The following is a 25831-nucleotide window of genomic DNA, read 5'->3' on the forward strand; positions in this document are numbered from 1 at the left end:
GTGATTACACCAGTCTTGTACTGTGCCAGGCGACCTGATCGGTCACCGTGTGGTACGGCGGACGCTGCAGTGCGTATGCCATGGTCATGGCATCCAGCATGGCCCAGAGAATGTCGAGTTTAAACTGCAGGATCTCCAGCATACGGTTCTGCTGCTCAGCGCTGGTAAAGACTTCCAGCGCCAGCGCCAGGCCGTGTTCCACATCGCGGTTCGCCTGGCTCAGGCGGCTGCGGAAGTAGAAATAGCCTTCCTCTTTGATCCACGGATAGTGCTGCGGCCAGCTGTCGAGGCGCGACTGATGAATCTGCGGGGCAAACAGCTCGGTGAGCGAGCTGCACGCTGCTTCCTGCCAGTTGGCGCGACGCGCAAAGTTGACATAGGCATCAACGGCAAACCGTACGCCCGGCAACACCAGCTTCTCTGACAGCAAGACTTTGCGATCGAGACCAACCGCTTCTCCCAGCTGCAGCCAGGCTTCAATGCCGCCTTCCTCACCGTTACGACCGTCGTGATCGAGGATACGCTGTACCCATTTACGGCGCGTTGCCGGATCCGGACAGTTGGCCATGATCGCCGCATCTTTCAGCGGAATATTGGTCTGATAGTAAAAACGGTTCGCCACCCAGCCCTGAATCTGCTCGCGCGTCGCGGCACCGTTGTGCATCGCGATATGGTAAGGATGGTGAATATGGTAATACGCGCCTTTGGCACGCAGCGCCTGTTCAAAGGCTTCGGGTGACAACGCCTCGGTAATAATCACGATGCGGACTCCTGCAAATGAATCGCCATGCCGTCCCAGCTCACTTCAATGCCCTGCTGCGTCAGGAACTGGCGCTGCGGCGAATGCTCGTTGAGAATCGGATTGGTGTTGTTAATGTGAATCAGAATTTTGCGTCTGGCCGGCAGCGCGGCCAGCAGCGCCATCAGCCCCTGCTCTTCCGCCAGCGCCAGATGGCCCATGGCTTTGCCGGTATTTTTGCCGACGCCGGTGGTCAGCAACTCATCATCCTGCCACACCGTGCCGTCGATCAGCAGGCAGTCGGCTTTTTGCAGCCACGGCATAATCACCGCATCTGGTTCGCCGAGGCCCGGCGCATACAGCAGCGTCTGCCCGCTGGCGGTGTTTTCGATAAACAGCGCCACGTTATGTCCCGGCAGCGGACGATCGCGATACGGCGAATACGGTGGCGCATTGCTGAGAATTGGAATGGCGGTGAATTGCAGACTGGCGCAGACATCAACGCGAAACGGCTCAAGCGGCGTGAGCGCCCGATGCTGCAGGCCGCCGTTCCAGTGCTGCAGCATGGTAAAAATCGGGAAGCCGCTGGTGAGGTCGGCATGCACTTCCGGCGTGCACCATACCTGATGCGGGCAGCCCTCACGCAGGCTCAGCAGACCGGTAGTGTGATCGATCTGGCTGTCGGTCAAAATAATGCTGCCAATCGCCGTTCCGCGCAGCACGCCGTGTTTCACCAGTTCCGGTGTCCGGGCGATTTGCTGGCTGATGTCCGGCGAAGCGTTGCACAACACCCAGTCGGTACCGTTATCGCTGACAATGATTGAGGATTGGGTGCGCGCCTGCGCCTGGAGCGTGCCGTTACGCAGCCCGCTGCAGTTGGCGCAGTTACAGTTCCACTGCGGAAAGCCACCGCCAGCCGCCGAACCGAGGACTTTAATAAACATGTGAAGGACCGAAGCAGGAAAAGAAAATGCCCGCACGAACGGCGGGCAGGACGTCTTAGCGGTTGGAGATGTACAGCGTTACTTCCAGGCCCAGACGCAGGTCAACAAACTCAGGTTTTTTCCACATAATATTCTTCCTCATAGTCTTAAAACGCAGAGCAGGCTCTGCTAAAAACATTGCGGCAGAAACAAGGCTTCCGCCAGCAATGGATAACGCGGGGCGATGTTGCGCCAATGTAGCGAGCAGATCAACCCTGATTGCGTAAGGAAATACACTTACGCCTGCCAGATTTGGTGCAATACCCGCTGCCAGTTGCCCCAGGCAAGTTGTTCCAGCAATGCCTGATCATAGTTGAGACTGCGCATCAGCGCATACAGCCGCGGCAAACCGGTGACATCTTTAAGCTCTGCGGGCACGCTGATGCCGTCAAAATCCGACCCCAGCGCGACGTGATCGCTTCCCATAATAGTCATCAGATGCTCACAGTGTTTAACAATTTCGATCAAGCCGCTATCATCGTCGCGCTTACCGTCGGCGCGCAGAAAGGCGTTGCCGAAATTAATGCCGACCACGCCACCGCTATCGCGTATCGCCCGCAGCTGGTCGTCGGTAAGGTTACGCGGCTGCGCGCACAGTGCGTGCGCATTCGAGTGGCTGGCGACCAGCGGCGCGGATGAGAGCCGGGCCGTGTCCCAGAACGCTTTTTCATTCATGTGCGACACGTCGATCATCATGCGCTGCTGATTCGCCAGCGCGATCAGCCGCTCGCCGTCGGCGGTCAGTCCCGGACCGCTATCCGGCGAACCGGGAAACGTGCCAGTGACGCCAGCGCCAAAGCGATTTTCCAGATTCCAGAACGGACCGATGCTGCGCACGCCCGCCTGCCAGAAGGCGGCAAGGTCGGCGCCGTCGCCGTCAAAACCGTCCGCGCCCTCAATGTGCGCCACCATCGCCAGCACGCCGTCGCGCCGGCAGGCGGCGATATCGGCGGTGCTGAGGCACAGGCGCGCCCGGCCGTCAGAACGGGCAACCAGCGTTTTCAGAATCTCCAGTTGCTGCCACAGGATCTCCAGCGGCTGCCACGCTTCACCGGCCAGCTGAGGTGCTACTTCGCTGACGTAGCGCTGCGGCGGCACAAACAGCGCAAACAATCCACCGGCAAAGCCGCCCTGCTGCATGCGCGGAAAATCGAGGTGTCCTTTTTCGATACCGGTAAAGAAGGCAGCGACCGGATCGTCGCGATGATGCAACCACAGGTTGAGCAACAGGTCATTATGACCATCAAAGGTTTTGATTAACATTGGGTTATCCGCCACGGATTTGATGCCGCCATGCTACGCGCATCACGCCTGTTCGCCAAATACCGGCGCACAAAGGGTTACTGTTGTGCCACCTGCAGACCGCGATAAAAGGTCGGCTTGACATCGAGTGGCTGAGCAATCAGGCCGTACTTTTGATAAAAGTCGGCGGTTTCCTGCTGCTGTTGTACGGTGTGGTCGTCAATGCTCTGCCAGTGTGACTGACGTCGGGCAAAAGATTTGCCAGCAGCCTCCTGAGGAAAGCCGATGATCTTCGCCAGCCTGGCGGAATACGCCTCAACGTGGCGATTGGCCCAGCGATCAGCGGCCGCCAGCCGGTTAATATAATCCTGCAGCGCCGCACGTTTACTGGCGTCACTCAGTGCCGCATCGGTGGCGGCGAGGAAGCTGTTGCCGCTGGAGAGCCCCACGCCGTTGATCAGCACGCGGCCGGTATGCGTTACTTCTGCCAGCGCGGTGTAAGGATCCCAGGTTGCCCACGCATCGACGGAACCACTTGCCAGCGCAATGCGCGCATCGGCAGGCGTGAGAAAGTGCCAGCTGACGGCTTTATCGCTCAGCCCGGCACTTTCCAGCGCTTTCAGCGCGATAAAATGACCGATCGACCCGCGCCCGGTGGCGATACGTTTACCGCGCAGATCCCGCGGCGTTTTGATGGGTGAGTCCGGCGCAACCAGCACCGCCAGCCCGGCCGGGGTGGATTTGCTGACGGCCACCGCTTTAACCTGCGAACCTGCGGCCAGCGAGAACAGCAGCGGCGCATCACCAATAATACCGGCATCAACCGCCCCGGCATTCAGGGCTTCGGCCAGCGGAGCGGCGGCCGGAAATTCCGCCCATTCGATATGGTAGGATAGATCGTTGAGCTGCTGCGCTGCTTCCAGCTCGGCGCGCATGTTGCCCTTTTGATCGGCAATGCGCAGGGTAACGCCGTGCGCCGCGACGCTGCCGCTGGCCAGTAACAGCATCGTTAAAGTCACTCTTTTCATTATCATTTCTCTGCAGATGAAAAGCCCAGACTACCCTGCGCGTAACAAATGACCGATGCCGATTTCGCATGAGGATTGCCGGAAGGAACATAACGATGCGCGGCTGATGAGGGCGCAAAAAAAAGCCCGCAACACGAGGTGCGGGCAACGTAATACTGGAAGCAATGTGAGCAATGTCGTGCTCTTCTTCGGTAGAGCCACCGTCGAAGCGCAGAAGAATAATAATCATTCCTATTATCATCTGTAAAGCTCTAATTGAGAATTTTTCTCATTTCCACACTAAGGTTGTGCTTACCACCGTTGCCCGCTGGGTAAAAAAAGCGCAGATACGCGGCGGATTTGGGGAGTACGCTTGCTTTGCGATACACTCTCGCTATTGCCCGAGAATCGTTGAGTTCTATGCCAAAATTATTCCCCGCGCTGCTGCTTGGTCTCAGCGTCCTGAGTGCCTCTGCGCTCGCCGCGCCCGCGGACTCTATCCGCCACAGCGGCTTTGTCTATTGCGTCAACGGCACGGTTAACACCTTCAACCCGCAGATGGTCAGCAGCGGGCTGGTGGTCGATACGCTGGCGGCACAGTTGTATGACCGCCTGCTCGACGTCGACCCTTATACCTATCGTCTGATCCCCGATCTGGCGCAGAGCTGGGAAGTGCGCGATAACGGCGCGACTTACCGCTTCCACTTACGCAAAGATGTTTCGTTCCAGCACACCAACTGGTTTACGCCGACGCGCAAAATGAACGCCGACGATGTGGTCTTCAGCTTTGCCCGCATGTTCGATCGCCAGCATCCGTGGCATAACGTCAACGGCGGCAGCTATCCCTACTTCGACAGCCTGCAGTTTGCCGACTCGGTGCAGAGCGTGAAGAAGCTGGATAACGACACGGTAGAGATCCGCCTCAACAGCCCGGACGCCTCGTTCCTGTGGCATATCGCCACCCACTACGCGCCGGTGCTGTCGCAGGAGTACGCCAGTCAGCTGAGCGCGGCAGGCCAGCAGGAACAGCTGGATCGCCAGCCGGTGGGCACCGGCCCGTTCCAGCTGAGCGAGTACCGCACCGGGCAATATCTGCGTCTGGCGCGCAATCCGCACTACTGGAAAGGCGTACCGCGTCTGCAACAGGTGGTGATCGACCTCGGCGTGGGTGGCACTGGCCGCCTGTCGAAATTGCTGACCGGCGAGTGTGACGTACTGGCCTACCCGGCCGCCAGCCAGCTGTCGATTCTGCGCGACGATCCGCGCCTGCGCATGACGCTGCGTCCTGGCATGAACATCGCCTATCTGGCGTTTAACACCCGCAAACCGCCGCTCGACCGGCCGGAAGTGCGCCACGCGCTGGCGCTGGCGATCAACAACGAACGTCTGATGGAGTCGATTTATTACGGCACGGCGGAAACCGCAGCCTCGATTCTGCCGCGCGCCTCGTGGGCTTACGATAATGATGCGCGCGTGACGGAATACAATCCGGCAAAAGCGCGTGAGGCATTAAAAGCGCTGGGCATTGAGGACTTGCATCTGCGTCTGGTGGTGCCGACCACCTCGATGTCGTGGAACCCCAGCCCGCTCAAAACCGCTGAGCTGTTACAGGCGGATCTGGCGCAGGTGGGCGTGCGCGTCACCATCGCGCCGGTCGAGGGACGTTTTCAGGAAGCACAGCTGATGGCCATGAACCACGATTTAACCCTGACCGGCTGGGCCACCGACAGTAACGATCCGGACAGTTTCTTCCGCCCGTTGCTGAGCTGCGCGGCGATTCGTTCGCAGACCAACTACGCGCACTGGTGTTCGCCGGCGTTTGATGAGGCGCTGCAGCGCGCGCTGCTGTCGCAGCAGCTGTCGGCACGTATCGACAGCTACGATCGCGCCCAGCAGATGCTGGCGCAGGCGCTGCCGGTGCTGCCGCTGGCGTCATCGCTGCGCCTGCAGGCTTACCGGCACGATATTAAAGGCCTGGTGTTGAGTCCCTTCGGTAACGCCTCGTTCGCCGGGGTTTACCGCGATGAGCACGGCGAGGAGTAAGCATGATCATCTATCTGTTGCGTCGCCTGCTGTTGCTGATCATCACCCTGTTTTTACTTTCGCTGGTGAGTTTCAGCCTGAGCTATTTCACGCCTAACGCGCCGCTGGAAGGCGCCTCGCTGTTCGATGCCTGGTGGTTTTGGTTTAAAGGGCTGCTGCAGTTTGATTTCGGCGTCTCCAGTACCAACGGTCAGGCAATTGATATACAGCTGCGCGAGGTGTTTCCCGCCACGCTGGAACTGTGCGTGCTGGCGTTTATGCTGGCGCTGCTGGTCGGTATTCCGCTCGGCATCTGCGCCGGCGTGATGCGCAATAAATGGCAGGATAAAGCCATCAGCGCGCTGGCGCTGCTCGGCTTCTCAATGCCGGTGTTCTGGCTGGCGCTGCTGTTTACCCTGCTGTTTTCGCTGACGCTGGGCTGGCTGCCGGTTTCCGGCCGATTCGACCTGCTCTATCCAGTGCAGAACATTACTGGTTTTGCCCTGATTGACGCCTGGCTTAGCCCTTCACCGTGGCGGCATGAGATGCTGGTCAGCGCGCTGACGCACCTGATCCTGCCGGTGATTGTGCTGGCTGTGGCACCGACCACCGAAGTGATTCGCCTGCTGCGCAACAGCACCAGCGACGTGATGGATAAAAATTACGTCAAGGCAGCGGCAACGCGCGGCTTGTCGCGCTTCACCGTGATTCGCCGTCACGTGTTGCACAACGCACTGCCGCCGGTGATCCCGCGTCTTGGCCTGCAATTCTCCACCATGCTGACGCTGGCGATGATCACCGAAGTGGTGTTCAACTGGCCCGGACTGGGACGCTGGCTGATTAACGCCATCCGTCAGCAGGATTACGCGGCGATCTCCGCGGGCGTGATGGTGGTTGGCGGGCTGGTAATTCTGGTCAGCGTACTGTCGGATATTATCGGTGCGGCGCTCAATCCGCTGAAACACAAGGAGTGGTATGCCCTCAGATAACATCTACGCCGAGAAGCGGCTGCCGAGTGCGTTTCGCCTCAGCTGGCAGCGCTTTTATCGCGATACCAGCGCCATGATTGGCCTGTACGGCTTCGGCATCCTGCTGTTTCTCTGCCTGTTCGGCGGGCTGCTGTCCCCTTACGGTATCGACCAGCAGTTTCTCGGCTATCAGCTGTTGCCGCCGTCGTGGTCGCGCTACGGCGATGTCTCCTTCTTTCTCGGCACTGACGATCTCGGGCGCGATGTGCTAAGCCGTTTACTGAGCGGCGTGGCGCCGACGGTTGGCTCTGCGCTGCTGGTTACGGTGCTGGCAGCAATCTGCGCGCTGCTGCTGGGCGTGCTGGCGGGAATTACCCACGGTTTGCGCTCGGCGGTGATGAATCACGTGCTGGATACGCTGCTGTCGATTCCCTCTCTGCTGCTGGCGATTATCGTGGTGGCCTTTCTTGGCCCGCGGCTGGAGCATGCAATGCTGGCGGTACTGCTGGCGCTGATCCCGCGTCTGGTGCGCGAAATCTACACGGCGGTGCATGATGAGATGGAAAAAGAGTATGTGGTGGCGCTGCGGCTGGATGGTGCGCGCAACCTGAATATTCTGTGGAATGCGGTGCTGCCAAACGTCCTGCCGCTGCTGGTCAGTGAATTTACCCGCTCGCTGTCGATGGCGATCCTCGACATCGCCGCGCTCGGCTTTCTCGACCTCGGCGCGCAGCTGCCCTCGCCCGAATGGGGTGCGATGCTGGGTGACGCGCTGGAGCTGATTTACGTGGCGCCGTGGACGGTGATGCTGCCGGGTGCCGCGCTGATGGTAAGCGTATTGATTGTTAACCTGCTGGGCGATGGCATCCGTCGCGCCGTCGCTGCGGGAGTGGAATAATGCCGTTACTGGACATCCGAAATCTGACCATTGAATTCATGACCGCTGAAGGTCCGGTGAAAGCGGTCGATCGCATCAATCTGACGCTAAACGAGGGCGAAGTGCGTGGCCTGGTGGGCGAATCCGGCTCGGGGAAAAGTCTGGTGGCGAAAGCCATCTGCGGCGTGACCAAAGATAACTGGCGCGTCACCGCCGACCGTATGGTGTTCGATGACATCGATCTGCTGCGCCTGTCGCCGCGCGAACGGCGGCGCATCGTTGGCCATAACGTGTCGATGATTTTTCAGGAGCCGCAATCCTGTCTCGATCCTTCTGAAAGTGTCGGCCGCCAGCTGATGCAGGCCATTCCACGCTGGACCTTTAAAGGCCGCTGGTATCAGCGCCTGTGGTTCTGGCGCAAAGAGCGCGCCATTGAGCTGCTGCACCGCGTCGGCATTAAAGATCACAAAGACATCATGCGCAGCTTCCCGTATGAGCTGACCGAAGGCGAATGTCAGAAGGTAATGATCGCCATCGCGCTGGCCAATCAGCCGCGCCTGCTGATTGCCGATGAGCCGACCAATGCCATGGAGCCCACCACCCAGGCGCAGATTTTCCGTCTGCTGAGCCGCCTCAATCAGAATAACAACACCACGATTTTGCTGATCAGCCATGACCTGCGCACCATGAGTCAGTGGGCGGACCGCATTAACGTGATGTACTGCGGACAAACGGTGGAAACCGCGCAGAGTGACGATCTGATGGAAACGCCGCACCATCCGTATACGCAGGCGCTGATCCGCGCCATGCCCGACTTTGGCCGCGCGCTGCCGCATAAAAGCCGCCTGAATACGCTGTCCGGCGCGATACCGTCGCTGGAACATCTGCCGATTGGCTGCCGTCTCGGTCCGCGCTGCCCTTACGCGCAGCGTAAATGCATCGAAACGCCGCGCCTGAGCGGCACTAGAGCGCATCTTTACGCCTGTCACTTCCCGCTGAATATGGAGAGCCAATAATGGAAACCCTGCTGGAAGTGCGCAACCTGAGCAAAACCTACCGCTACCGCACCGGGCTGTTCCGACGCCAGCATGTTGAAGCGGTGAAAAACGTCAGTTTTACCCTGCGTGAAAAGCAGACGCTGGCCATTATCGGCGAGAACGGTTCGGGCAAATCCACGCTGGCGAAGATGCTGAGCGGCATGGTGGCACCAAGCGAAGGTGAGATGCTGATTGACGATCACCCGCTTAGCTACGGCGATTACGGCTACCGCAGCCAGCGGATTCGCATGATTTTTCAGGATCCGTCGACGTCGCTCAATCCGCGCCAGCGCGTCAGCCAGATCCTTGATTTTCCGCTGCGGCTGAATACCGATCTTGATGATGAAGCACGCGAAAAGCGCATTATTGCCACGCTGCGTCAGGTCGGGCTGCTGCGCGACCACGCCGGCTACTATCCGCACATGCTGGCCCCCGGCCAGAAGCAGCGTCTGGCGCTGGCGCGCGCGCTGATTCTGCAGCCAAAGGTGATTGTCGCTGATGAAGCCCTCGCCTCGCTGGACATGACCATGCGTTCGCAGCTGGTGAACCTGATGCTGGAGCTGCAGGAGAAACACGGCATCGCCTATATTTATGTTACTCAGCATCTTGGCATGATGAAGCACATCAGCGACCAGGTGCTGGTGATGCATCAGGGCGAAGTGGTGGAGCGCGGCGGCACCGCTGACGTGCTGGCCTCGCCGCTGCACGACTTAACCAAACGGCTGATTGCCAGCCATTTTGGCGAAGCGTTAACCGCCGAGGCGTGGCGGCGCGAGCGTTGAGTGCTACGTCCGTAGCGGAAAACGCGGCGCGATTTACCCCATTTGATACAGACGTGCTAGAATCCGCACGTCGATTAACGTCGGTCGCACAATTTTTAATCATCGCGACCGCCAACAACAATGACCATAAGGATTACAGCTATGGGTTTTCTTTCCGGTAAGCGCATTCTGATTACTGGCGTTGCCAGTAAACTTTCCATCGCCTACGGTATTGCGCAGGCGATGCACAAACAGGGCGCAGAACTGGCTTTCACCTACCAGAACGACAAACTGAAAGGTCGCGTGGAAGAGTTCGCTAAAGAACTGGGTTCAGACATTGTTCTGCCGTGCGATGTGGCAGAAGACGAGAGCATCACTGCCCTGTTCACTGAACTGGCAAAAACCTGGCCGAAATTTGACGGCTTTGTTCACTCCATCGGCTTCGCCCCGGGCGACCAGCTGGATGGCGACTACGTGAACGCCGTTACCCGTGAAGGCTTCAAAATCGCGCACGACATCAGCGCCTACAGCTTTGTGGCGATGGCCAAAGAGTGCCGCGCGATGCTGAACCCGAACGCAGCACTGCTGACCCTCTCTTACCTGGGTGCAGAGCGCGCTATCCCGAACTACAACGTGATGGGTCTGGCGAAAGCGTCGCTGGAAGCCAACGTGCGTTACATGGCGAACGCGATGGGTCCGGAAGGCGTGCGTGTTAACGCCGTGTCTGCTGGTCCAATCCGTACCCTGGCTGCATCAGGCATCAAAGATTTCCGTAAGATGCTGGCACACTGCGAAGCGGTTACCCCGATTCGCCGTACCGTCACCATCGAAGACGTGGGTAACTCTGCGGCCTTCCTGTGCTCAGACCTGGCGGGTGGTATTACCGGTGAAGTGGTGCACGTCGATGGCGGCTTCAGCATTGCCGCAATGAACGAGCTGGAACTGAAATAAGTTCTGCGGGCGAGCCAGGTGCTCGCCCTTTTTCTTTTCTCTCCCCGCCTTATAGCCACACGCTATTAATTATTCCCCATCATTCTTTTGCCGTGGACAGCCGTTCAGCGACGATAAGCTAGCCCTTGAGTGGCGATGCGCTTTTCAGATTTGCCCGTTGTGCACTCAGTCCGTTTTTTGCGAAAGGAATGACCATGGAACACCGCCGTTCTCCCGGCCATGACCACTGGTTTTATGAAAGCCAGACTCGCCCGCATACGTCCGCTACTGCTCCCCTGGTTCCCGAAGCCGCTCATATTGATGACCGTTTTCTGCTCGGCCTGCAGCAGGAAGCCAGCGCCCTGCAGCCGCTGCTGCAGCACTTTCAGCCAGTGCTACAGGCGGCACGTGACCTGAGCCATACCCTGCTGCCCGATGCGGTCAGCACTTCGCTGACCCATACACTAACGCTTTACGATCGTCTCAGCACCGCACTCACGGTGGCACAGGTGGCTGGCGTGCAGCGGCTGTGCAATCACTACTCGGCGCGGCTTAATCCGCTGCCGGGACCGGATTCTTCGCGCGAAAGCAATAATCGCCTGACGCAAATCACGCAGTATGCGCGCCAGCTGGCGATGCAGCCTGAGCTGATTACCGCCAGCAGCATCAGCGCGCTGGATGCGGTAGGCCTGACTGAACCCGATATCGTTACGCTCAACCAGCTAGTCGGCTACGTCAGCTATCAGGCGCGCGTGGTCGCCGCGCTTCAGGCGATGATGGGCCTGCCGGTGCGCTGGATCCCTGGCGTCACGCCGCCCGCCGACGCCGATGCGGCGCTGTTCAGTCAGGCTGCTGCCTGGCAGCACGCCATCAAGCCGGTTGAGCTGCGTTATGCCAGCGCTGACCAGCTGGCGGCGGTGACCTTTTGTCAGGGTATGGCCGGACTCGACGACGCTGTCTGGCTGCTGGTGCACGATGCCCAGGCGCTGTATGGCTGGGCGACGCTGCGTCAGCGGCTTGAGGCTTATGGTGGAGAAGAGGAACAGCTGGCGCAGGCAGTCAGCGCGCGCGTGCTGGGCTGCCGACGCCAGTTCGCGCAGCTGGCGAACGGCTGGCGCACGCGTTTGCTGCACGATGTGGATCAGGCCAGCGATGACAGCCTGACGCAGCAGGTAATCGCGCTGAGCGCCCAGCTTACCCGGCTGCCGGAACGCTTCAGTGCTGCCCATCTGCAGCCGCTGTTAAACGCGGGCTGGGGCAGCGAGCGCCTGTTCACGCTGATGCAGGCGGTGGCATTTGCCAGCTGGCAGGATCGACTGCTGATGGCGCTGGGCGAAGCGCGCTAATCTGCCAGGTGGCGTCGTGCTTCGTCAAAGAAGTGCTGCGACAGCGGCGACGCCCTGCCCGGCTCAGCAATCACCAGCGCCGCCTGACGTCCCATCGGCGCGATATCAATTGGCCGGCGCGCCAGATGGTGCAGCATTTCCGGTAGCAGATGGCCGCAGGGCGACACCATGACGCCCAGACCAACCTGCGCACTCTGAATCAGCTGCATCACCGAGGCGCTTTCCACAATCACCCGCGGCAGCACGCCGGTTTCACGCAGCTGTCCGTCGAGGTAACGCCGGAAATAGCGCGTGGGCTCGGCCAGGCACAGCGGCTGGCTCGCCAGCGTGTACAGCGATAGCCGCTCATGCTGCAGCAGCGCCGGGAAGTGATCGGGATGGAAAATGGCTTCGACACCGCGATCGTTGAGCAGCGCGGTCTGGAAATGCAGTTCCCGCAGTGACGTCAGCTCAAAAAAGCCGATACCGCCGTCCACGGTGTGGCTGTTAAGCGCTTCCAGCAGTTGATCGGCGCTCATGGCGGAAACGCGATAGTCGAGCTGCGGATAGCGCGCTTCCACCGCTTTCAGTAACGCCGGCAGCGCCACGCTGCACTGCGGCATCACGCCCAGCCGCAGCGTGCCGTTGACGCCGTGTTTGAGCGACTCCACTTCCAGCTTCAGTCCCTGATACACCGAAACAATTTCGCGCGCCCACGTCAGCACGCGTTCCCCTTCTGGCGTGAAGCCGTCAAAGTTGTTGCTGCGATTGATCAGCGACAGCCCAAGCTCACGCTCAAGGTTTTTAAGCCGCATCGAGAGCGTGGGCTGGCTGACGAAGCTGGCCTCCGCCGCGCGGCCAAAATGGCGCTCGCGCTCCAGATTGCACAAATAAATCAATTGCTTGATGTCGATTTTCTTATCCACCGTCGAATTTTTATCGCGTTATGGTAGCAAAACTCGTCGCGCCCCAACGCGCACTCAGCGAAGAAATTTCTGCGTTGTCAGGCGGATTGCTCAGGCGGATAGCGGGTGATGTATACGCGGAGACGCGGCGCGCCACCGACCGCGCCCCACATGATTAACGGTACCGCCCGGCATCAGGCGACGCCGAGCGCACTTTTCACCTCGTTAGCGATCTTCTCGACCTGCGGCCCGTAGATCACCTGTACATCGTGCTCGCTGACGCGGTTGACGCCGTTGGCACCGGTCGAAAGTAGCGTTTGATCCACCACTTCTTTCATCTCTTTGACCCGCACGCGCAGGCGTGTGAAGCAGCAATCGACGTCCTCTATATTGGCCTCTCCGCCCAGCCCGCTGATAATCACGCGGGTACGTTCATCCGCCGCCACCTGCTGCGGTTTGGCTTCCTCTTCGGATTCGCGCCCCGGCGTTTCGACCTGCATCCGGGTAATCACCAGGCGAAAGCCCCAGTAATAAACCGGCGCGTAAATGGCGCCCAGCACCAGCGTCCACCACCAGTGGGTTTTGCTGCCGCCGAGAATGCCAAACACCAGCAGATCAATCGCGCCGCCCTGCACGTTACCGATCATCAGGTGCAGCATCGACATCAGCATAAATGACAGGCCGGTCAGCAGCGCGTGCATCACGTACAGCACCGGTGAGACGAAGATGAAGCAGAACTCCAGCGGTTCGGTGATGCCGGTGGTAAACGAGGTCAGCGCGCCGGCCAGCACCAGCGCTTTGACCCGCTGTTTATGTTCAGGTTTGGCGGTGTGATAGATGGCCAGCGCGGCGGCGGGCAGACCGAACATCATCACCGGGATTTTGCCCTGGGCGAGAAACTGCGTAGCGGTACGCACGGTGTCGTCCGGAATCGCGCCAGGATGGGTCAGCGAGGTGTTGAAAATATTCAGCGCGCCGACGATGGTCTGGCCGTCCACCGTCGCCATGCCGCCAATCGGCGTAAAGCGCACGGTTTCATTGAGGATGTGATGCAGGCCGGTCGGGATCAGCAGGCGCTCGCAGGCGCCGAGCAAAAAGGCACCGTACTGACCGCTTTTACCGATCATCTGACCGACCCACGCAATGCCCTGGCCGATGGTTGGCCAGATTAGTGCCAGCAGCACGCCCGTCAGCGGCAGCACCACCACCGTCACGATGGGCACAAAGCGACGCCCGCCAAAAAAGCTGATCGCCGTGGGCAACTGCTGGGTATAGAAGCGGTTGTGCAGCATCACAGTGAGCAGGCCGGCAATCACCCCGCCCAGCACGCTCATGTTGTAGGTAAAAATGCCGAGCATGTCGATGTACTCGGCTGACGTCATCATGGCGCTGGTCTGGTCCATACCCGCCTGCTGCAGCGCCTCGGGCGTGGTGGTGGCTGCCGTCAGCCCTTTCGCCGCCAGCGTGGCGCTGATCCCCACATTCATGGCGATATAGCCAATCACTGCCGCAAACGCGGCGGTGGGTTTCTCCGCTTTGGCCAGCCCAATTGCGCTGGCGACGGCAAAAAATACCGGCAGGTTGGCAAACAGCGCGCCCGCCACTTTACGAATAAAACCGATGATCAACTGCGGCACCTGTAAACTGGCAAATGCTTCACCGGTGATCGCCGGATTCTGCAACGCGGCGGCCAGACCGAGAAAAATACCGGCGGCAGCAATGACGGAGATCGGCATCATTAAGGCTTTGCCGAATGCGTGAACCTGACTGGCAAGTTGCTTCATGGAGCGCGCCCTTTTGCTAACGGAAAGAGCAATTATTAGCCACTATTTGGCCGCGCACTTACCCGCCGGCGCGCGGCAGCGGATAATTTATGATGGCGATCACGCTTTCACCCCTAGTGCGCGATAAACGTTAACTATCGCACCATTAAGTCAATCAATTAGACAACTTTTGCCGTCAGTCGCACACTTCTCACCAACAGAAGTCATATTCTGATAACAATTCATAAACAATAAGCCTGCGACTATCATGAAATTTAAACGTAAGATTCAGCCCTATCGCGCCGCTGCGGGCGGCTGGGGCTCGCTGGAAGCCACCACCCGTTTTGTCCTTGACAGTAAAGCCGCCCTGAAAAACATGCGTAACCTGATGCGCATGAACAAAGCGCGCGGCTTTGACTGCCCGGGCTGTGCCTGGGGCGATGATAACAAAAGCACCTTCAGCTTCTGCGAAAACGGCGCAAAAGCCGTGACCTGGGAAGCGACACGCCGCGTCGTCGAGCCAGAATTTTTTGCCCAGCACAGCGTCAGCACTCTGTATCAGCAGAGCGACTATTTCCTCGAGTATCAGGGCCGCCTGACCCACCCGATGCGCTACAACAGCGCGACCGATCACTATGAGCCGATTAGCTGGGATGACGCCTTTGCGCTGATCGCGCAGCATTTGCAGGCAATGGATCATCCGGATCAGCTGGAGCTGTACACTTCCGGTCGCGCCAGCAATGAAGCCTCGTGGCTGTACCAGCTGTTTGGTCGCGTGCTGGGCACCAACAATTTCCCTGACTGCTCCAACATGTGCCACGAAGCCAGCGGCACCGGACTGAAACGCAGCATTGGCGTCGGTAAAGGCACCATTCGCCTGGACGATTTCGACCACGCTGATGCGATTTTTGTCTTTGGCCAGAACCCCGGCACCAACCATCCGCGCATGCTGCACAGCCTGCGTCACGCCGCCGATCACGGCGCCAGAATCGTGACCTTCAATACCCTGCGTGAGCGCGGCCTGGAACGTTTTGCCGATCCGCAGAAGCCGCTGGAAGTGGTGACGTCGATGGCCGGTAACATCAGTTCTGCCTATTATCAGCCCAACCTCGGCGGTGATATGGCGGCGGTGCGCGGCATGGTCAAAGCGCTACTGGAAGAGCAGCGTAAACGGCTGGCCGCCGGTGAAAAAGGCATTTTCGATCAGGCCTTTATTGACGCCAACACCCAGGGCGTTGAGCAGTATCTGGCGGCCGTCGATGAGACCCGCTGGGAGCAGATTGTGCAGCAGTCGGGCCTGAGCGAAGCGCAGATTCGCGAAGCCGCCGCCATTTACCAGAGCGCCGAACGGGTGATCATCACCTGGGCGATGGGCATTACTCAGCACAAACACTCGGTCGATACCGTACGGGAAATCGTTAACCTGCAGCTGCTGTTTGGCCAGCTCGGCAAACAAGGCGCGGGCCTGTGTCCGGTGCGCGGCCACAGTAACGTGCAGGGTAACCGCACCATGGGCATCGACGAGAAACCGTCGAAAGCGTTCCTTGATGCGCTGGGCGCGCATTTTGCTTTTGAACCGCCGCGCGAACACGGTCATAACACGGTTGAAGCGCTCAACGCCATGCTGCGTGATGAAGTCAAAGTGCTGATTGCGCTGGGCGGTAACCTCGCGGCGGCGGCACCGGACTCACCGGTTACCGAAGAAGCGCTGCAGCACTGTGGTCTGACGGTACACATCAGCACCAAGCTGAACCGCAGCCATCTGGTACCGGGCAACGAAGGCCTGATTCTGCCGACGCTGGGCCGTACCGAGCGCGATCGCCAGGCCAGCGGCAACCAGTTCATCACCGTGGAAGATTCGTTCAGCATGGTGCATGCCTCAGAAGGTGTCGGCATTCCGCTGGCAGAGACGCAGCGTTCGGAAACAGCCATTGTGGCCGGTATCGCGCACGCGACGCTGGGCAGCGACCACATCGACTGGCTCGGCATGGCCGCTGATTACAACGTCATTCGCGATCACATTGCGGCGACCATCCCCGGCTTCGCTGATTTTAACCGTCAGTGTGATATTCCCGGCGGCTTTTACCTCGGTAACGCTGCCGCAGAACTGCGCTTCAATACGCCATCGCGTCAGGCAGAATTCAGCGCGGCGGCACTGCCGACCTCGCTGTTCCCGCAGCTGGGCAATGACGTTGAAGTGCCGTTCACGTTGCAGACGCTGCGCTCGCATGACCAGTACAACACCACCATTTATGGCCTGGATGACCGCTATCGCGGCGTGTACGGTCAGCGTGAAGTGGTGTTTATCCACCCGGACGACATGGCGTCGCTCGGTTTCAGCGAAGGGCAGCTGGTCGACATTGAAACCCTGTGGAATGACGGTCTGACGCGTCGCGTCAGCGGCTTTAAGCTGGTGCCGTATAATATTCCGCGCGGTAACCTTGCCGCCTACTATCCGGAGACCAATCCGCTGGTACCGCTCTCCAGCTACGGTGACGGCAGCGGCACGCCCACCTCCAAATCGGTACCGGTGAAGCTGGCGCTGACCGCCGCCGCGCCCACCCAGCGTATCGCCTGAGTTCTGTGCGTTACCAGAAAGTAAAAAGCCGCGTAAAGCGGCTTTTTCGCCTGTTTTAGCCTTGCCGCGCGGACCTGATTCGCGTAAAACTGTCCACCGCTCTTAGGCCACGAAACTAAATATATTATGTTCCAGGATAACCCGCTGCTCGCGCAGCTGAAAGAGAAGCTTCACGCGCAGACCCCGCGCGCCGAAGGTGTTGTGAAAGGCACGGAAAAAGGCTTTGGCTTCCTCGAAGTTGACGCTCAGAAAAGCTACTTCATTCCCCCTCCGCAGATGAAGAAAGTGATGCACGGCGACCGCATTTCCGCCGTGATCCACACTGATAAAGACCGCGAGAGCGCGGAGCCGGAAACCCTGATTGAGCCGTTCCTGACGCGCTTTGTCGGCCGCGTGCAGAAAAAAGATGACCGCCTGTCTATCGTGCCGGATCATCCGCTGCTGAAAGACGCGATTCAGTGCCGTGCCGTGCGTGGCCTGACCCACGATTTCCAGAACGGTGACTGGGCCGTGGCAGAGATGCGCCGCCATCCGCTGAAAGGCGATCGCGGTTTCTATGCCGAACTGACCGAATTTGTTGTCACCGCGGACGATCACCTCGCACCGTGGTGGGTCACGCTGTCGCGCCACAATCTGGAGCGCGAAGCACCGGAAGTGGGCTTTGGCGAGATGCTGGACGAACAGCTGCAGCGTGAAGATCTCACCGCGCTGAACTTTGTCACCATCGACAGCGCCAGCACCGAAGATATGGACGATGCGCTGTATGTTGAAGAGCTGGCAGAAGGCAAGCTGGCGCTGACCATCGCCATTGCCGACCCGACCGCTTACGTTGCCGCCGGCAGCGAACTTGACCAGCTGGCCTCCAGACGCGCCTTCACCAACTATCTGCCGGGCTTTAACATCCCGATGCTGCCGCGCGAACTGTCAGATGATGTCTGCTCGCTGCGCCCTAACGTCAGGCGTCCGGCGCTGGTGTGTCGCGTCACTGTACTGCCGGATGGCAGCCTGGCTGACGATGCCCACTTCTTTGCCGCGTGGATCGAATCCAAAGCCAAGCTGGTGTACGACGAAGTGTCGGACTGGCTGGAGAACAGCGGCAGCTGGCAGCCGGAAAATGACACCATCGCGCAGCAGATTCGCCTGCTGCATCGCCTGTGCCTGGCGCGCGGCGAGTGGCGTCAGACGCACGCGCTGGTGTTCAAAGATCGCCCTGACTACCGCTTCGTGCTGGGTGAGAAAGGCGAAGTGCTGGATATTATTGCGGAACCGCGCCGCATCGCTAACCGCATCGTGGAAGAAGCGATGATCCTCGCTAACGTCTGCGCCGCTAAAGTGCTGCAGGAGAAGCTTGGCTTCGGTATCTACAACCTGCACACCGGTTTCGACCAGGCGAACGCGGAACAGGCGGCTGGCGTGCTGGCTGGTCACGGTATCACGGTTGATCCGCAGGCCATTACCACGCTGGAAGGCTTCCGTCAGCTGCGTCGTCAGCTTGATGCGCAGCCAACCCAGTATCTCGACAGCCGCATTCGTCGTTTCCAGAGTTTCGCCGAAATTAGCACCGAACCGGGCCCGCATTTTGGCCTCGGCCTCGACGCCTACGCGACCTGGACGTCACCGATTCGTAAATTCGGCGACATGATCAACCATCGTCTGCTGAAGGCCATCGTGCGCGGCGAAAGCATTGCACGGCCACAGGATGACGTGACCCTGATCATGAGTGAGCGTCGCCGTCTCAACCGCATGGCCGAGCGCGATGTCGGTGACTGGCTGTACGCGCGCTTCCTCGCGCCGTTTGCCGGTACTGACCGTAAATTCAGCGCCGAGATCATCGACGTTTCGCGCGGCGGCATGCGCGTGCGCCTGCTGGAGAACGGTGCGGTCGCCTTTATCCCTGCCCCGTTCATTCACGCCGTGCGTGACGAACTGGTGTGCTCGCAGGAGAGCGGCACCGTGCAGATCAAAGGTGAAGTGGCCTACCGCGTGACCGATGTGATTGATGTGACCATCGCCGAAGTGCGCATGGAAACACGCAGCGTGGTGGCCCGTCCGGCCGCCTGAGCATGAAATCGTGCGGGATAACAGCCGTTATCCCGCATTTTTCCCCGCCCGCCCCAGCAGTTGTTAAATTTGTTTCCCGCTTCACACTTCTGATCCGATTCCCTGTCGTTAACAATTCATTACATTACTTTTAACTTGTTGTAATTCCGATCGCCTTTTTTCCCGGTCCCTACAAGGAGTTAACTCATGAACAACGTCAGAACCGGATTGATCTGGTTAGCGGTGGCGTTAATTGGTGCGGCTGCGTTCGCCATGCTGGCGCTCAGTCGCGGCGAGCACGTTAATGCCGTCTGGCTGGTGATCGCCTCCGTCGCCTGCTATAGCATCGCGTATCGCTTCTACAGCCTGTTTATCGCCAGGCGCATTTTTGAGCTGGACGACCGGCGCCGCACGCCGGCAGAGCGCTTTAATGACGGGCTGGACTATGTTCCCACCAACAAATGGGTGCTGTTTGGCCACCACTTTGCCGCCATCGCCGGTGCCGGTCCGCTGGTCGGGCCGATCCTGGCGGCGCAGATGGGTTTTCTGCCCGGCACCATCTGGATTCTGGTCGGCGTGATGCTGGCCGGCGCGGTGCAGGATTTTCTGGTGCTGTTTATCTCCACGCGCCGCGACGGTCGTTCGCTGGGTGAGATGGCGCGCCAGGAACTGGGCTCGTTCGCCGGCGTGGTCACCATGCTCGGTGCGCTCGGTGTGATGATCATTATTCTCTCCGCGCTGGCGCTGGTGGTGGTGAAAGCGCTGGCTAACAGTCCGTGGGGGCTGTTTACCATCGCCGCCACCATTCCGATTGCCTTGTTCATGGGCGTGTATATGCGCTTTCTGCGCCCGGGTAAAATCGCCGAAGTGTCGATCATCGGCTTTGTGCTGATGATGGCGGCGATCATTTACGGCGGTGACGTGGCGGCCGATCCCTACTGGGGACCGATTTTTACCCTGAAAGGCACCGAGCTGACGTGGGTGCTGGTGATCTACGGTTTTGTTGCCTCGTCGCTGCCGGTGTGGCTGCTGCTGGCGCCGCGTGATTACCTCTCCACCTTCCTGAAAATCGGCGTGATCATCGGGCTGGCGGTGGGCATTCTGTTCGCCATGCCGGAACTGAAGATGCCGGCGGTGACGCGCTTTATCGACGGCACGGGCCCGGTGTTCTCCGGCGCGCTGTTCCCGTTCCTGTTTATCACCATTGCCTGCGGCGCGATCTCCGGCTTCCACGCGCTGGTGTCGAGCGGTACCACGCCAAAACTGGTGGAGCGCGAAAGCCATATTCGCTTTATCGGCTATGGCGCCATGCTGATGGAGTCCTTTGTGGCGATCATGGCGCTGATTTGTGCCTCGGTGCTCGATCCGGGCGTCTACTTTGCCATGAACTCACCGGCGGCGCTGATTGGTACCACGGTGGAGAACGCGTCTCAGGTAATTAATGGCTGGGGCTTTGTGGTGACGCCGGAGATGCTGAGCGGTATTGCCGGCGAAGTGGGCGAAAGCACCATTCTCTCCCGCGCCGGTGGTGCACCGACGTTTGCCGTCGGGATGGCGCATATCATCACCGAGGTGTTTAACAGCCGTGCAATGATGGCGTTCTGGTATCACTTCGCCATTCTGTTTGAGGCGCTGTTTATCCTCACCGCCGTTGATGCCGGTACCCGCGCCTGCCGTTTTATGGTGCAGGATCTGGTCGGGACCGTGATACCTTCGCTGGCTAACAACCGCTCGTGGCTAGGGAACATGGCCGGTACCACCGTGGCGGTGGCCGGCTGGGGTTTCTTCGTGTATCAGGGCGTGGTCGATCCGCTCGGCGGCATCAATACCCTGTGGCCGCTGTTTGGCATCGGTAACCAGATGCTGGCGTCGATGGCGCTGATCCTCGGTACCGTGGTGCTGTTCAAAATGAAAAAGCAGCGTTACGCCTGGGTGACGATTGTGCCTACCGCCTGGCTGTTTATCACCTCCATGACCGCCGGCTGGCAGAAAATTTTCCATGAGAAACCGTCAATTGGTTTCCTCGCGCAGGCCAGTAAGTTCCGTAAAGGTCTCGATGAGGGCGTGATTATCGCACCGGCGAAAACCGTGGCCGACATGCAAACCATCGTGTTCAGCAACCAGATCAACGCGGCGCTGTGCGGCTTTTTCATGCTGGTCGCGGTAACCATGCTGATTGCGGCGTTCTTCGTGATCCGGCGCGCGCTGCGCAGTTCAGTGCCGACCACCCATGAGTCGGACGTGTCACTGCGTTCGGAGGTGCGAAATGTCTGAGGCCGTTTTACGCTGGAAAAAGCCGCACGCGGGTTGGCAAATTCAGCAGTGCTTACCGCTCGCTGCCCGCGCCCCTGCCGCGCCGCGCTCACGCTGGCAGCGTCTGTGGCAGGGATTACAGCAGAGCTTCCGGTTAATGGTGGGCGTGCACGACTATCAAACTTATCTGAAGCATATGCGCGAAAAACATCCGGAACAAACCCCCATGGATGAGCGCGCCTTCCATCGTTACTGCCTGGAGGCGCGTTTTCCCAGCCAGGCGGGCAAACTCGGCAAGTGCCCGTGCTAACCTTTCAGCCCCGGAATCCGGGGCTTTTTCGTGCCATTCTTTAATAAAAACAAAAATATATTCAGTTTGCATCTTGTGCTGGCGCAGGAGGTTGAATACTGTTGCTAAAATAATGAGATACCCCTGCTGCGCATTCCTCCGGAGGAAGTTTCCATGACCGATGAACAAGGGCAAACGTTGCTATATACCTTGTTTGGCACAACCAGCCCTCATTGGCGTTTAACTTCAGATAGCGATGCGCTGCATTTTGCCGAAGATGAAAATGCCAATACCAATATGGCGGTGCCCCTGACGCCGGCTCAGGCCAGTCTGCTGCGTGCCATGACGGTAATTACCTCCAGCATCAACCTGACCCTTTCATTGCACGGCTCGCCAGTGCCGATGCACTTTGTCGGCCGTAAAGTGAATCAGTCCACCTGGGCCGGCACTGCATCCGCCTGGGGCGATACCTCGTCGGTGGCGCGCGATTTAACCCTTGGCCTCTCCTTCGCCGAACAGGTGGTGTCTGAAGCGAATTCGGTAATTGTCATCCTCGATCAGCGCGGCAACATTCAGCGTTTTAACCGCCTGAGCGAAGAGTACACCGGCCTGAAAGAGCAGGAAGTGATTGGCCGTAATGTGTTTCAGCTGTTTATGACCAAACAGGAAGCGCAGGCGTCGCGCCGCAACATTGCCGGCTTCTTTCGCGACGGCAACTCCTACGAAGTGGAGCGCTGGGTTAAAACCCGAAAAGGTCAGCGACTGTTTCTGTTTCGTAATAAGTTCGTCCACAGCGGTAGCGGAAAAAATGAAATTTTCCTCATCTGTTCCGGAACCGACATCACAGAAGAGCGTCGGGCGCAGGAGCGCTTACGCGTTATGGCCAATACCGACACGGTGACGGGCCTGCCGAATCGCAACGCTATCCATCAGCAAATTAGCCTGGCACTGGAGCTGGCTAACGGCAGCCAGACCGGCGTGGTTTACCTCGATCTCGACAATTTCAAGAAGGTAAACGATGCCTACGGCCATATGTTTGGCGACCAGCTGCTGCAGGCGGTGTCGCTGGCGATCCTCAGCTGTCTCGGCAAGGATCAGACGCTGGCACGTCTCGGCGGTGATGAATTTGTGGTGCTGGCTGAGCACACCAGTCAGGCGGCGCTGGAGGCGATGGCCTCACGCATTCTGGAGCGGCTGCGTCAGCCGTTCCGTATCGGGCTGATCGAAGTCTACAGCGGCTGCTCGATTGGTATCGCCCTCGCCCCGCTGCATGGTGAAGATCGCGAAAGTCTGATTCGTAACGCCGATACCGCGATGTATCACGCTAAAGAGAACGGGCGCGGCAAATTCTGCGTGTTCGCCAGCGAGATGAACCAGCGCGTATTTGAATATCTGTGGCTGGATACCAATCTGCGCAAAGCGCTGGAGCAGGATCATCTGGTGGTGCACTATCAGCCGAAGATCGATCGCGACGGTGAAGTGCGCAGTGCCGAGGCGCTGGTGCGCTGGAATTCACCTGAACGCGGCCTGGTGCCGCCTGGCGATTTCATCTCTTACGCGGAAGAGTCCGGACTGATTGTGCCGCTCGGGCGCTGGGTGATGCTGAACGTGCTGCAGCAAATCGTTAAATGGCGCAGCGAAGGCATTTACCTGCGCGTTGCTGTCAACGTTTCCGCCAAGCAGCTGATCGACCAGAGCATCTACAGTGACCTGAAACAGGCGCTGAGCGAAGCGGGCATCAGTGAGTGCCCGATAGACATCGAGCTGACGGAAAGCTGCCTGATCGAGAACGAGGCCGGTGCGCTGAAGCTGATGAAACAGTTTCAGGAGTTAGGCGCACAGGTGCATCTGGATGATTTCGGCACGGGCTACTCCTCGCTCTCCCAGCTGGCGCGCGTGCCGATCGATGCGATTAAGCTGGATCAAAGTTTTGTGCGCAATATCAACAAGCAACCGGTATCGCAGTCGCTGGTGCGCGCGATCGTTGCCGTGGCGAAAGCCCTGGATTTACAGGTCATTGCCGAAGGCATCGAAACCAAAGCCGAAGAGAAGTTTGTGCTGACCAACGGTGTCGATGGGCGTCAGGGTTATTATTATGCGAAACCAATGCCCGCAGAGCAGCTCGGGCATTGGCTGGCTAAGCATCCTGCCCGCGTTTAACGTCTTAGCGTACTGCTAACCGGCTTTACGCAGTGATGCGCTGTGACGATTTTGCAGCTGTACCAGACGTTCCATGTAGGCAATATCTTTCGGTTCCAGCGTGAAAGCATAGTCGACCCAATCCTCAGTGATATCCATCAGTTCTGCCCGTGACAGCTGCAGTACGCGCTGTCGCGCTTTCAGCATGGCACGGACTCCATTCAGTTTTGGCCGCAGCGTATCGATGAAGGTACGCGTGGTGCGGTAGCTGTCACCGGGCTGGAACACTTTGTCGACCAGACCACGGGTTTCATACCACTCTGCGCTGTGCGACTCCCCTTCACAGATCAGCTCTTCGGCCAGCTTCATCCCGGAGCGGCGGGCCACCAGTGAGTAGCCGCCCATGCCGGGGAACAGGTTGAAGGCAATTTCCGGGAAGCCCATACGCGCACTGTTCTGCGCCAGAATGAAGTGGTGCGCCAGCGCTGCTTCAAAACCGCCGCCCAAGGCACTGCCCTCAATCATCGCCAGCGTCACTGCGCCGGTGTCAAACCCGCGGGCCGCCGAATGGATGCAATCAACACAGGCGCGGGCGTAGGCGCGCAGTGCTTCACGGCGGTTGTTGCGAATGCATTCAACAAAGAAACGCAAATCGCCCCCGGCGTTAAACATCTGCGGCACCAGCGATCCGGTCACCCAGAAATCAATCGGCAGACCGGAACGCTGGGCGGCGTAGCTCAGGTTCATGATCTCCTCGATTAATTCGTGGTTGAAACTGGGGCGCGGCTGCGCGCGCAGCATCATCCACATGGTGTGTCGACCTTCTTCATAATAGGCGGCAAGCTGTGTGGTTTGGCCGACTTCGGTAAACAGGCGGCAGGTTGGTTGGTTAATTACTGTCATCGTCTCATCCTCTATTTATGTGATGCGTTAAACGCCACATCAGCGTAATGCAGAGTGAGGCCAGACCAAATGAGAGTTTGATTTATAAAGTAAAATCCAGAGAGATCCCCGAGCCCCTGCCTGAGGAAAGATTAGCGGGCTTACTTAATGACGGCGCAACAGCCGGCAAGCGCATAAATACGCTTAACGCATGGTGAATAAATCATAGCATCGACAGTCCCCCGTCTCGTCCGGGCACGCAATCCCCTTAAATAAAAAAGGCACCCGCCGGTGCCTTGAGACAATATCACGCGCTCAGCCTTGCCCGTACCAGGCGTTCTTCCCGTGCTTGCGCAGATAGTGCAGGTCAAGCAGGGTCTGAGCGATAGGCGGTAGCTCGGCACGCAGCTGCTCAGTGTGCAGCGCCATGTAGGCCACCTCTTCCAGCACCACCGCACTGTGCACTGCGCTATGTGCGTCTTTACCCCAGGCAAACGGCCCGTGGGAGTTCACCAGCGCAGCAGGAATCGCGCCGGGCTCGATGCCGCGCTGCGCAAAGGTTTCAATGATGACCTGGCCGGTGTGCCATTCATATTCCTGCTCAATCTCTGCCCGTTGCATCGCGCGAGTGCAGGGAATGGTGCCATAGAAATCGTCAGCGTGCGTGGTGCCCCATGCCGGGATGTCCCTGCCCGCCTGCGCCCAGATGGTGGCGTGGCGCGAATGGGTGTGCACGATGCCGCCAATATCCGGCCACGCCAGATACAGTGCGCGGTGTGTTGCGGTATCCGAAGATGGCCGCAGCTGGCCCTCCACGACATTGCCGCTTTCCAGTTCGACCACCACCATGTCGTCGCGCTGCATCTGCTCATATTTAACGCCCGAGGGTTTGATCACCAGCAGCCCGCGCTCGCGGTCTACCGCGCTGACATTGCCCCACGTAAAGGTCACCAGGTTGTAACGCGGCAGGTCGAGATTGGCCTCCAGAACCTGCTGTTTCAGCGCTTCCAGCATTGTGTTTTCTCCGCCATACAGTCATTACTGAATTGTGCGGAGCCACCGCTAAAAACGTTATGGAGGGAATAGCTGGA

The 25831-nt window shown here is 59.0% G+C and carries 21 protein-coding genes; 12 read left to right on the forward strand and 9 right to left on the reverse strand.

The window, feature by feature from the left end; translation table 11 throughout:
- Positions 1 to 4 precede the first annotated feature (4 nt).
- The 5 genes from pqqC to KOL70_RS05500 form a co-directional block, all read right to left on the reverse strand.
- Complete coding sequence (gene pqqC / locus KOL70_RS05480; protein WP_215480334.1) at positions 5 to 760, reverse strand: pyrroloquinoline-quinone synthase PqqC; 756 nt, start codon at positions 758 to 760, stop codon at positions 5 to 7.
- Positions 757 to 1683, reverse strand: coding sequence for a pyrroloquinoline quinone biosynthesis protein PqqB (pqqB, locus tag KOL70_RS05485; protein ID WP_021505973.1), 927 nt, complete (start codon positions 1681 to 1683; stop codon positions 757 to 759). Before pqqB ends, pqqC begins: the two co-directional genes overlap by 4 nt.
- A 55-nt stretch (positions 1684 to 1738) precedes the next feature.
- Positions 1739 to 1810 carry a pyrroloquinoline quinone precursor peptide PqqA gene (gene pqqA, locus KOL70_RS05490; RefSeq protein WP_010617686.1) on the reverse strand — a complete coding sequence of 24 codons (72 nt, stop codon included), beginning with the start codon at positions 1808 to 1810 and terminating at the stop codon, positions 1739 to 1741.
- A 149-nt stretch (positions 1811 to 1959) separates the two neighbouring features.
- Complete coding sequence (locus KOL70_RS05495; protein WP_288443186.1) at positions 1960 to 2979, reverse strand: dipeptidase; 1020 nt, start codon at positions 2977 to 2979, stop codon at positions 1960 to 1962.
- Between the two features lie 83 nt (positions 2980 to 3062).
- Complete coding sequence (locus KOL70_RS05500) at positions 3063 to 3992, reverse strand: ABC transporter substrate-binding protein (RefSeq protein WP_215480336.1); 930 nt, start codon at positions 3990 to 3992, stop codon at positions 3063 to 3065.
- Positions 3993 to 4391: 399 nt separating this feature from the next.
- Here KOL70_RS05500 and sapA point away from each other — a divergent pair, with 399 nt between their 5' ends.
- From sapA to KOL70_RS05535, 7 genes are all read left to right on the forward strand, one after another.
- Positions 4392 to 6014: an ABC transporter substrate-binding protein SapA gene (gene sapA, locus KOL70_RS05505; protein ID WP_058758605.1), complete on the forward strand. Its 1623-nt coding sequence runs from the start codon at positions 4392 to 4394 to the stop codon at positions 6012 to 6014.
- Positions 6015 to 6016: 2 nt separating this feature from the next.
- A complete protein-coding gene (gene sapB / locus KOL70_RS05510; protein ID WP_021505968.1) occupies positions 6017 to 6982 on the forward strand; it encodes a putrescine export ABC transporter permease SapB in 966 nt (321 codons plus the stop codon).
- Complete coding sequence (gene sapC / locus KOL70_RS05515) at positions 6969 to 7859, forward strand: putrescine export ABC transporter permease SapC (RefSeq protein WP_021505967.1); 891 nt, start codon at positions 6969 to 6971, stop codon at positions 7857 to 7859. The genes sapB and sapC overlap by 14 nt, the downstream gene beginning before the upstream one ends.
- A complete protein-coding gene (gene sapD / locus KOL70_RS05520) occupies positions 7859 to 8854 on the forward strand; it encodes a putrescine export ABC transporter ATP-binding protein SapD (RefSeq protein WP_215480337.1) in 996 nt (331 codons plus the stop codon). The genes sapC and sapD overlap by 1 nt, the downstream gene beginning before the upstream one ends.
- Positions 8854 to 9657 (forward strand): putrescine export ABC transporter ATP-binding protein SapF, encoded by an 804-nt coding sequence (gene sapF / locus KOL70_RS05525; protein WP_058758607.1) that lies wholly within the window; start codon positions 8854 to 8856, stop codon positions 9655 to 9657. Before sapD ends, sapF begins: the two co-directional genes overlap by 1 nt.
- A gap of 141 nt (positions 9658 to 9798) precedes the next feature.
- Positions 9799 to 10587 carry an enoyl-ACP reductase FabI gene (gene fabI / locus KOL70_RS05530; RefSeq protein WP_021505963.1) on the forward strand — a complete coding sequence of 263 codons (789 nt, stop codon included), beginning with the start codon at positions 9799 to 9801 and terminating at the stop codon, positions 10585 to 10587.
- A 194-nt stretch (positions 10588 to 10781) separates the two neighbouring features.
- Positions 10782 to 11912 (forward strand): oxidoreductase, encoded by a 1131-nt coding sequence (locus KOL70_RS05535; protein ID WP_215480338.1) that lies wholly within the window; start codon positions 10782 to 10784, stop codon positions 11910 to 11912.
- Here KOL70_RS05535 and KOL70_RS05540 read toward each other — a convergent pair.
- Both KOL70_RS05540 and KOL70_RS05545 read right to left on the reverse strand, forming a co-directional pair.
- Positions 11909 to 12805 carry a LysR family transcriptional regulator gene (locus tag KOL70_RS05540; RefSeq protein WP_132462945.1) on the reverse strand — a complete coding sequence of 299 codons (897 nt, stop codon included), beginning with the start codon at positions 12803 to 12805 and terminating at the stop codon, positions 11909 to 11911. The genes KOL70_RS05535 and KOL70_RS05540 overlap by 4 nt on opposite strands.
- 185 nt (positions 12806 to 12990) lie before the next feature.
- Positions 12991 to 14580, reverse strand: a complete 1590-nt coding sequence (locus tag KOL70_RS05545; RefSeq protein ID WP_021505960.1) for a PTS transporter subunit EIIC — start codon at positions 14578 to 14580, stop codon at positions 12991 to 12993.
- 247 nt (positions 14581 to 14827) lie between these two features.
- On the opposite strand from KOL70_RS05545, the gene KOL70_RS05550 reads away from it, so the two are divergent.
- The 5 genes from KOL70_RS05550 (at position 14828) to pdeR (ending at position 23879) form a co-directional block, all read left to right on the forward strand.
- Entirely contained in the window at positions 14828 to 17137 is a 2310-nt protein-coding gene (locus KOL70_RS05550; RefSeq protein WP_215480339.1) for an FdhF/YdeP family oxidoreductase, read from the forward strand.
- A gap of 126 nt (positions 17138 to 17263) precedes the next feature.
- Positions 17264 to 19198, forward strand: coding sequence for an exoribonuclease II (locus KOL70_RS05555; RefSeq protein WP_088517170.1), 1935 nt, complete (start codon positions 17264 to 17266; stop codon positions 19196 to 19198).
- A 186-nt stretch (positions 19199 to 19384) separates the two neighbouring features.
- Positions 19385 to 21451, forward strand: coding sequence for a carbon starvation CstA family protein (locus tag KOL70_RS05560; protein ID WP_215480340.1), 2067 nt, complete (start codon positions 19385 to 19387; stop codon positions 21449 to 21451).
- A complete protein-coding gene (locus tag KOL70_RS05565) occupies positions 21444 to 21740 on the forward strand; it encodes a YbdD/YjiX family protein (RefSeq protein WP_215480341.1) in 297 nt (98 codons plus the stop codon). Before KOL70_RS05560 ends, KOL70_RS05565 begins: the two co-directional genes overlap by 8 nt.
- 153 nt (positions 21741 to 21893) lie before the next feature.
- Positions 21894 to 23879 (forward strand): cyclic di-GMP phosphodiesterase, encoded by a 1986-nt coding sequence (gene pdeR / locus KOL70_RS05570; RefSeq protein WP_058758614.1) that lies wholly within the window; start codon positions 21894 to 21896, stop codon positions 23877 to 23879.
- A gap of 15 nt (positions 23880 to 23894) precedes the next feature.
- On the opposite strand, the gene KOL70_RS05575 is transcribed toward pdeR, so the two are convergent.
- Together KOL70_RS05575 and araD are read right to left on the reverse strand one after the other, a co-directional pair.
- Positions 23895 to 24761, reverse strand: coding sequence for a crotonase/enoyl-CoA hydratase family protein (locus KOL70_RS05575; RefSeq protein ID WP_021505954.1), 867 nt, complete (start codon positions 24759 to 24761; stop codon positions 23895 to 23897).
- 294 nt (positions 24762 to 25055) lie between these two features.
- The gene (araD, locus tag KOL70_RS05580) at positions 25056 to 25754 is read right to left on the reverse strand and encodes an L-ribulose-5-phosphate 4-epimerase (RefSeq protein ID WP_058774630.1); all 699 of its coding nucleotides are present in this window, start codon (positions 25752 to 25754) and stop codon (positions 25056 to 25058) included.
- Positions 25755 to 25831 lie beyond the last annotated feature (77 nt).

Source organism: Pantoea sp. B270 (genome assembly GCF_018726825.1).
Lineage (GTDB): Bacteria > Pseudomonadota > Gammaproteobacteria > Enterobacterales > Enterobacteriaceae > Pantoea > Pantoea dispersa.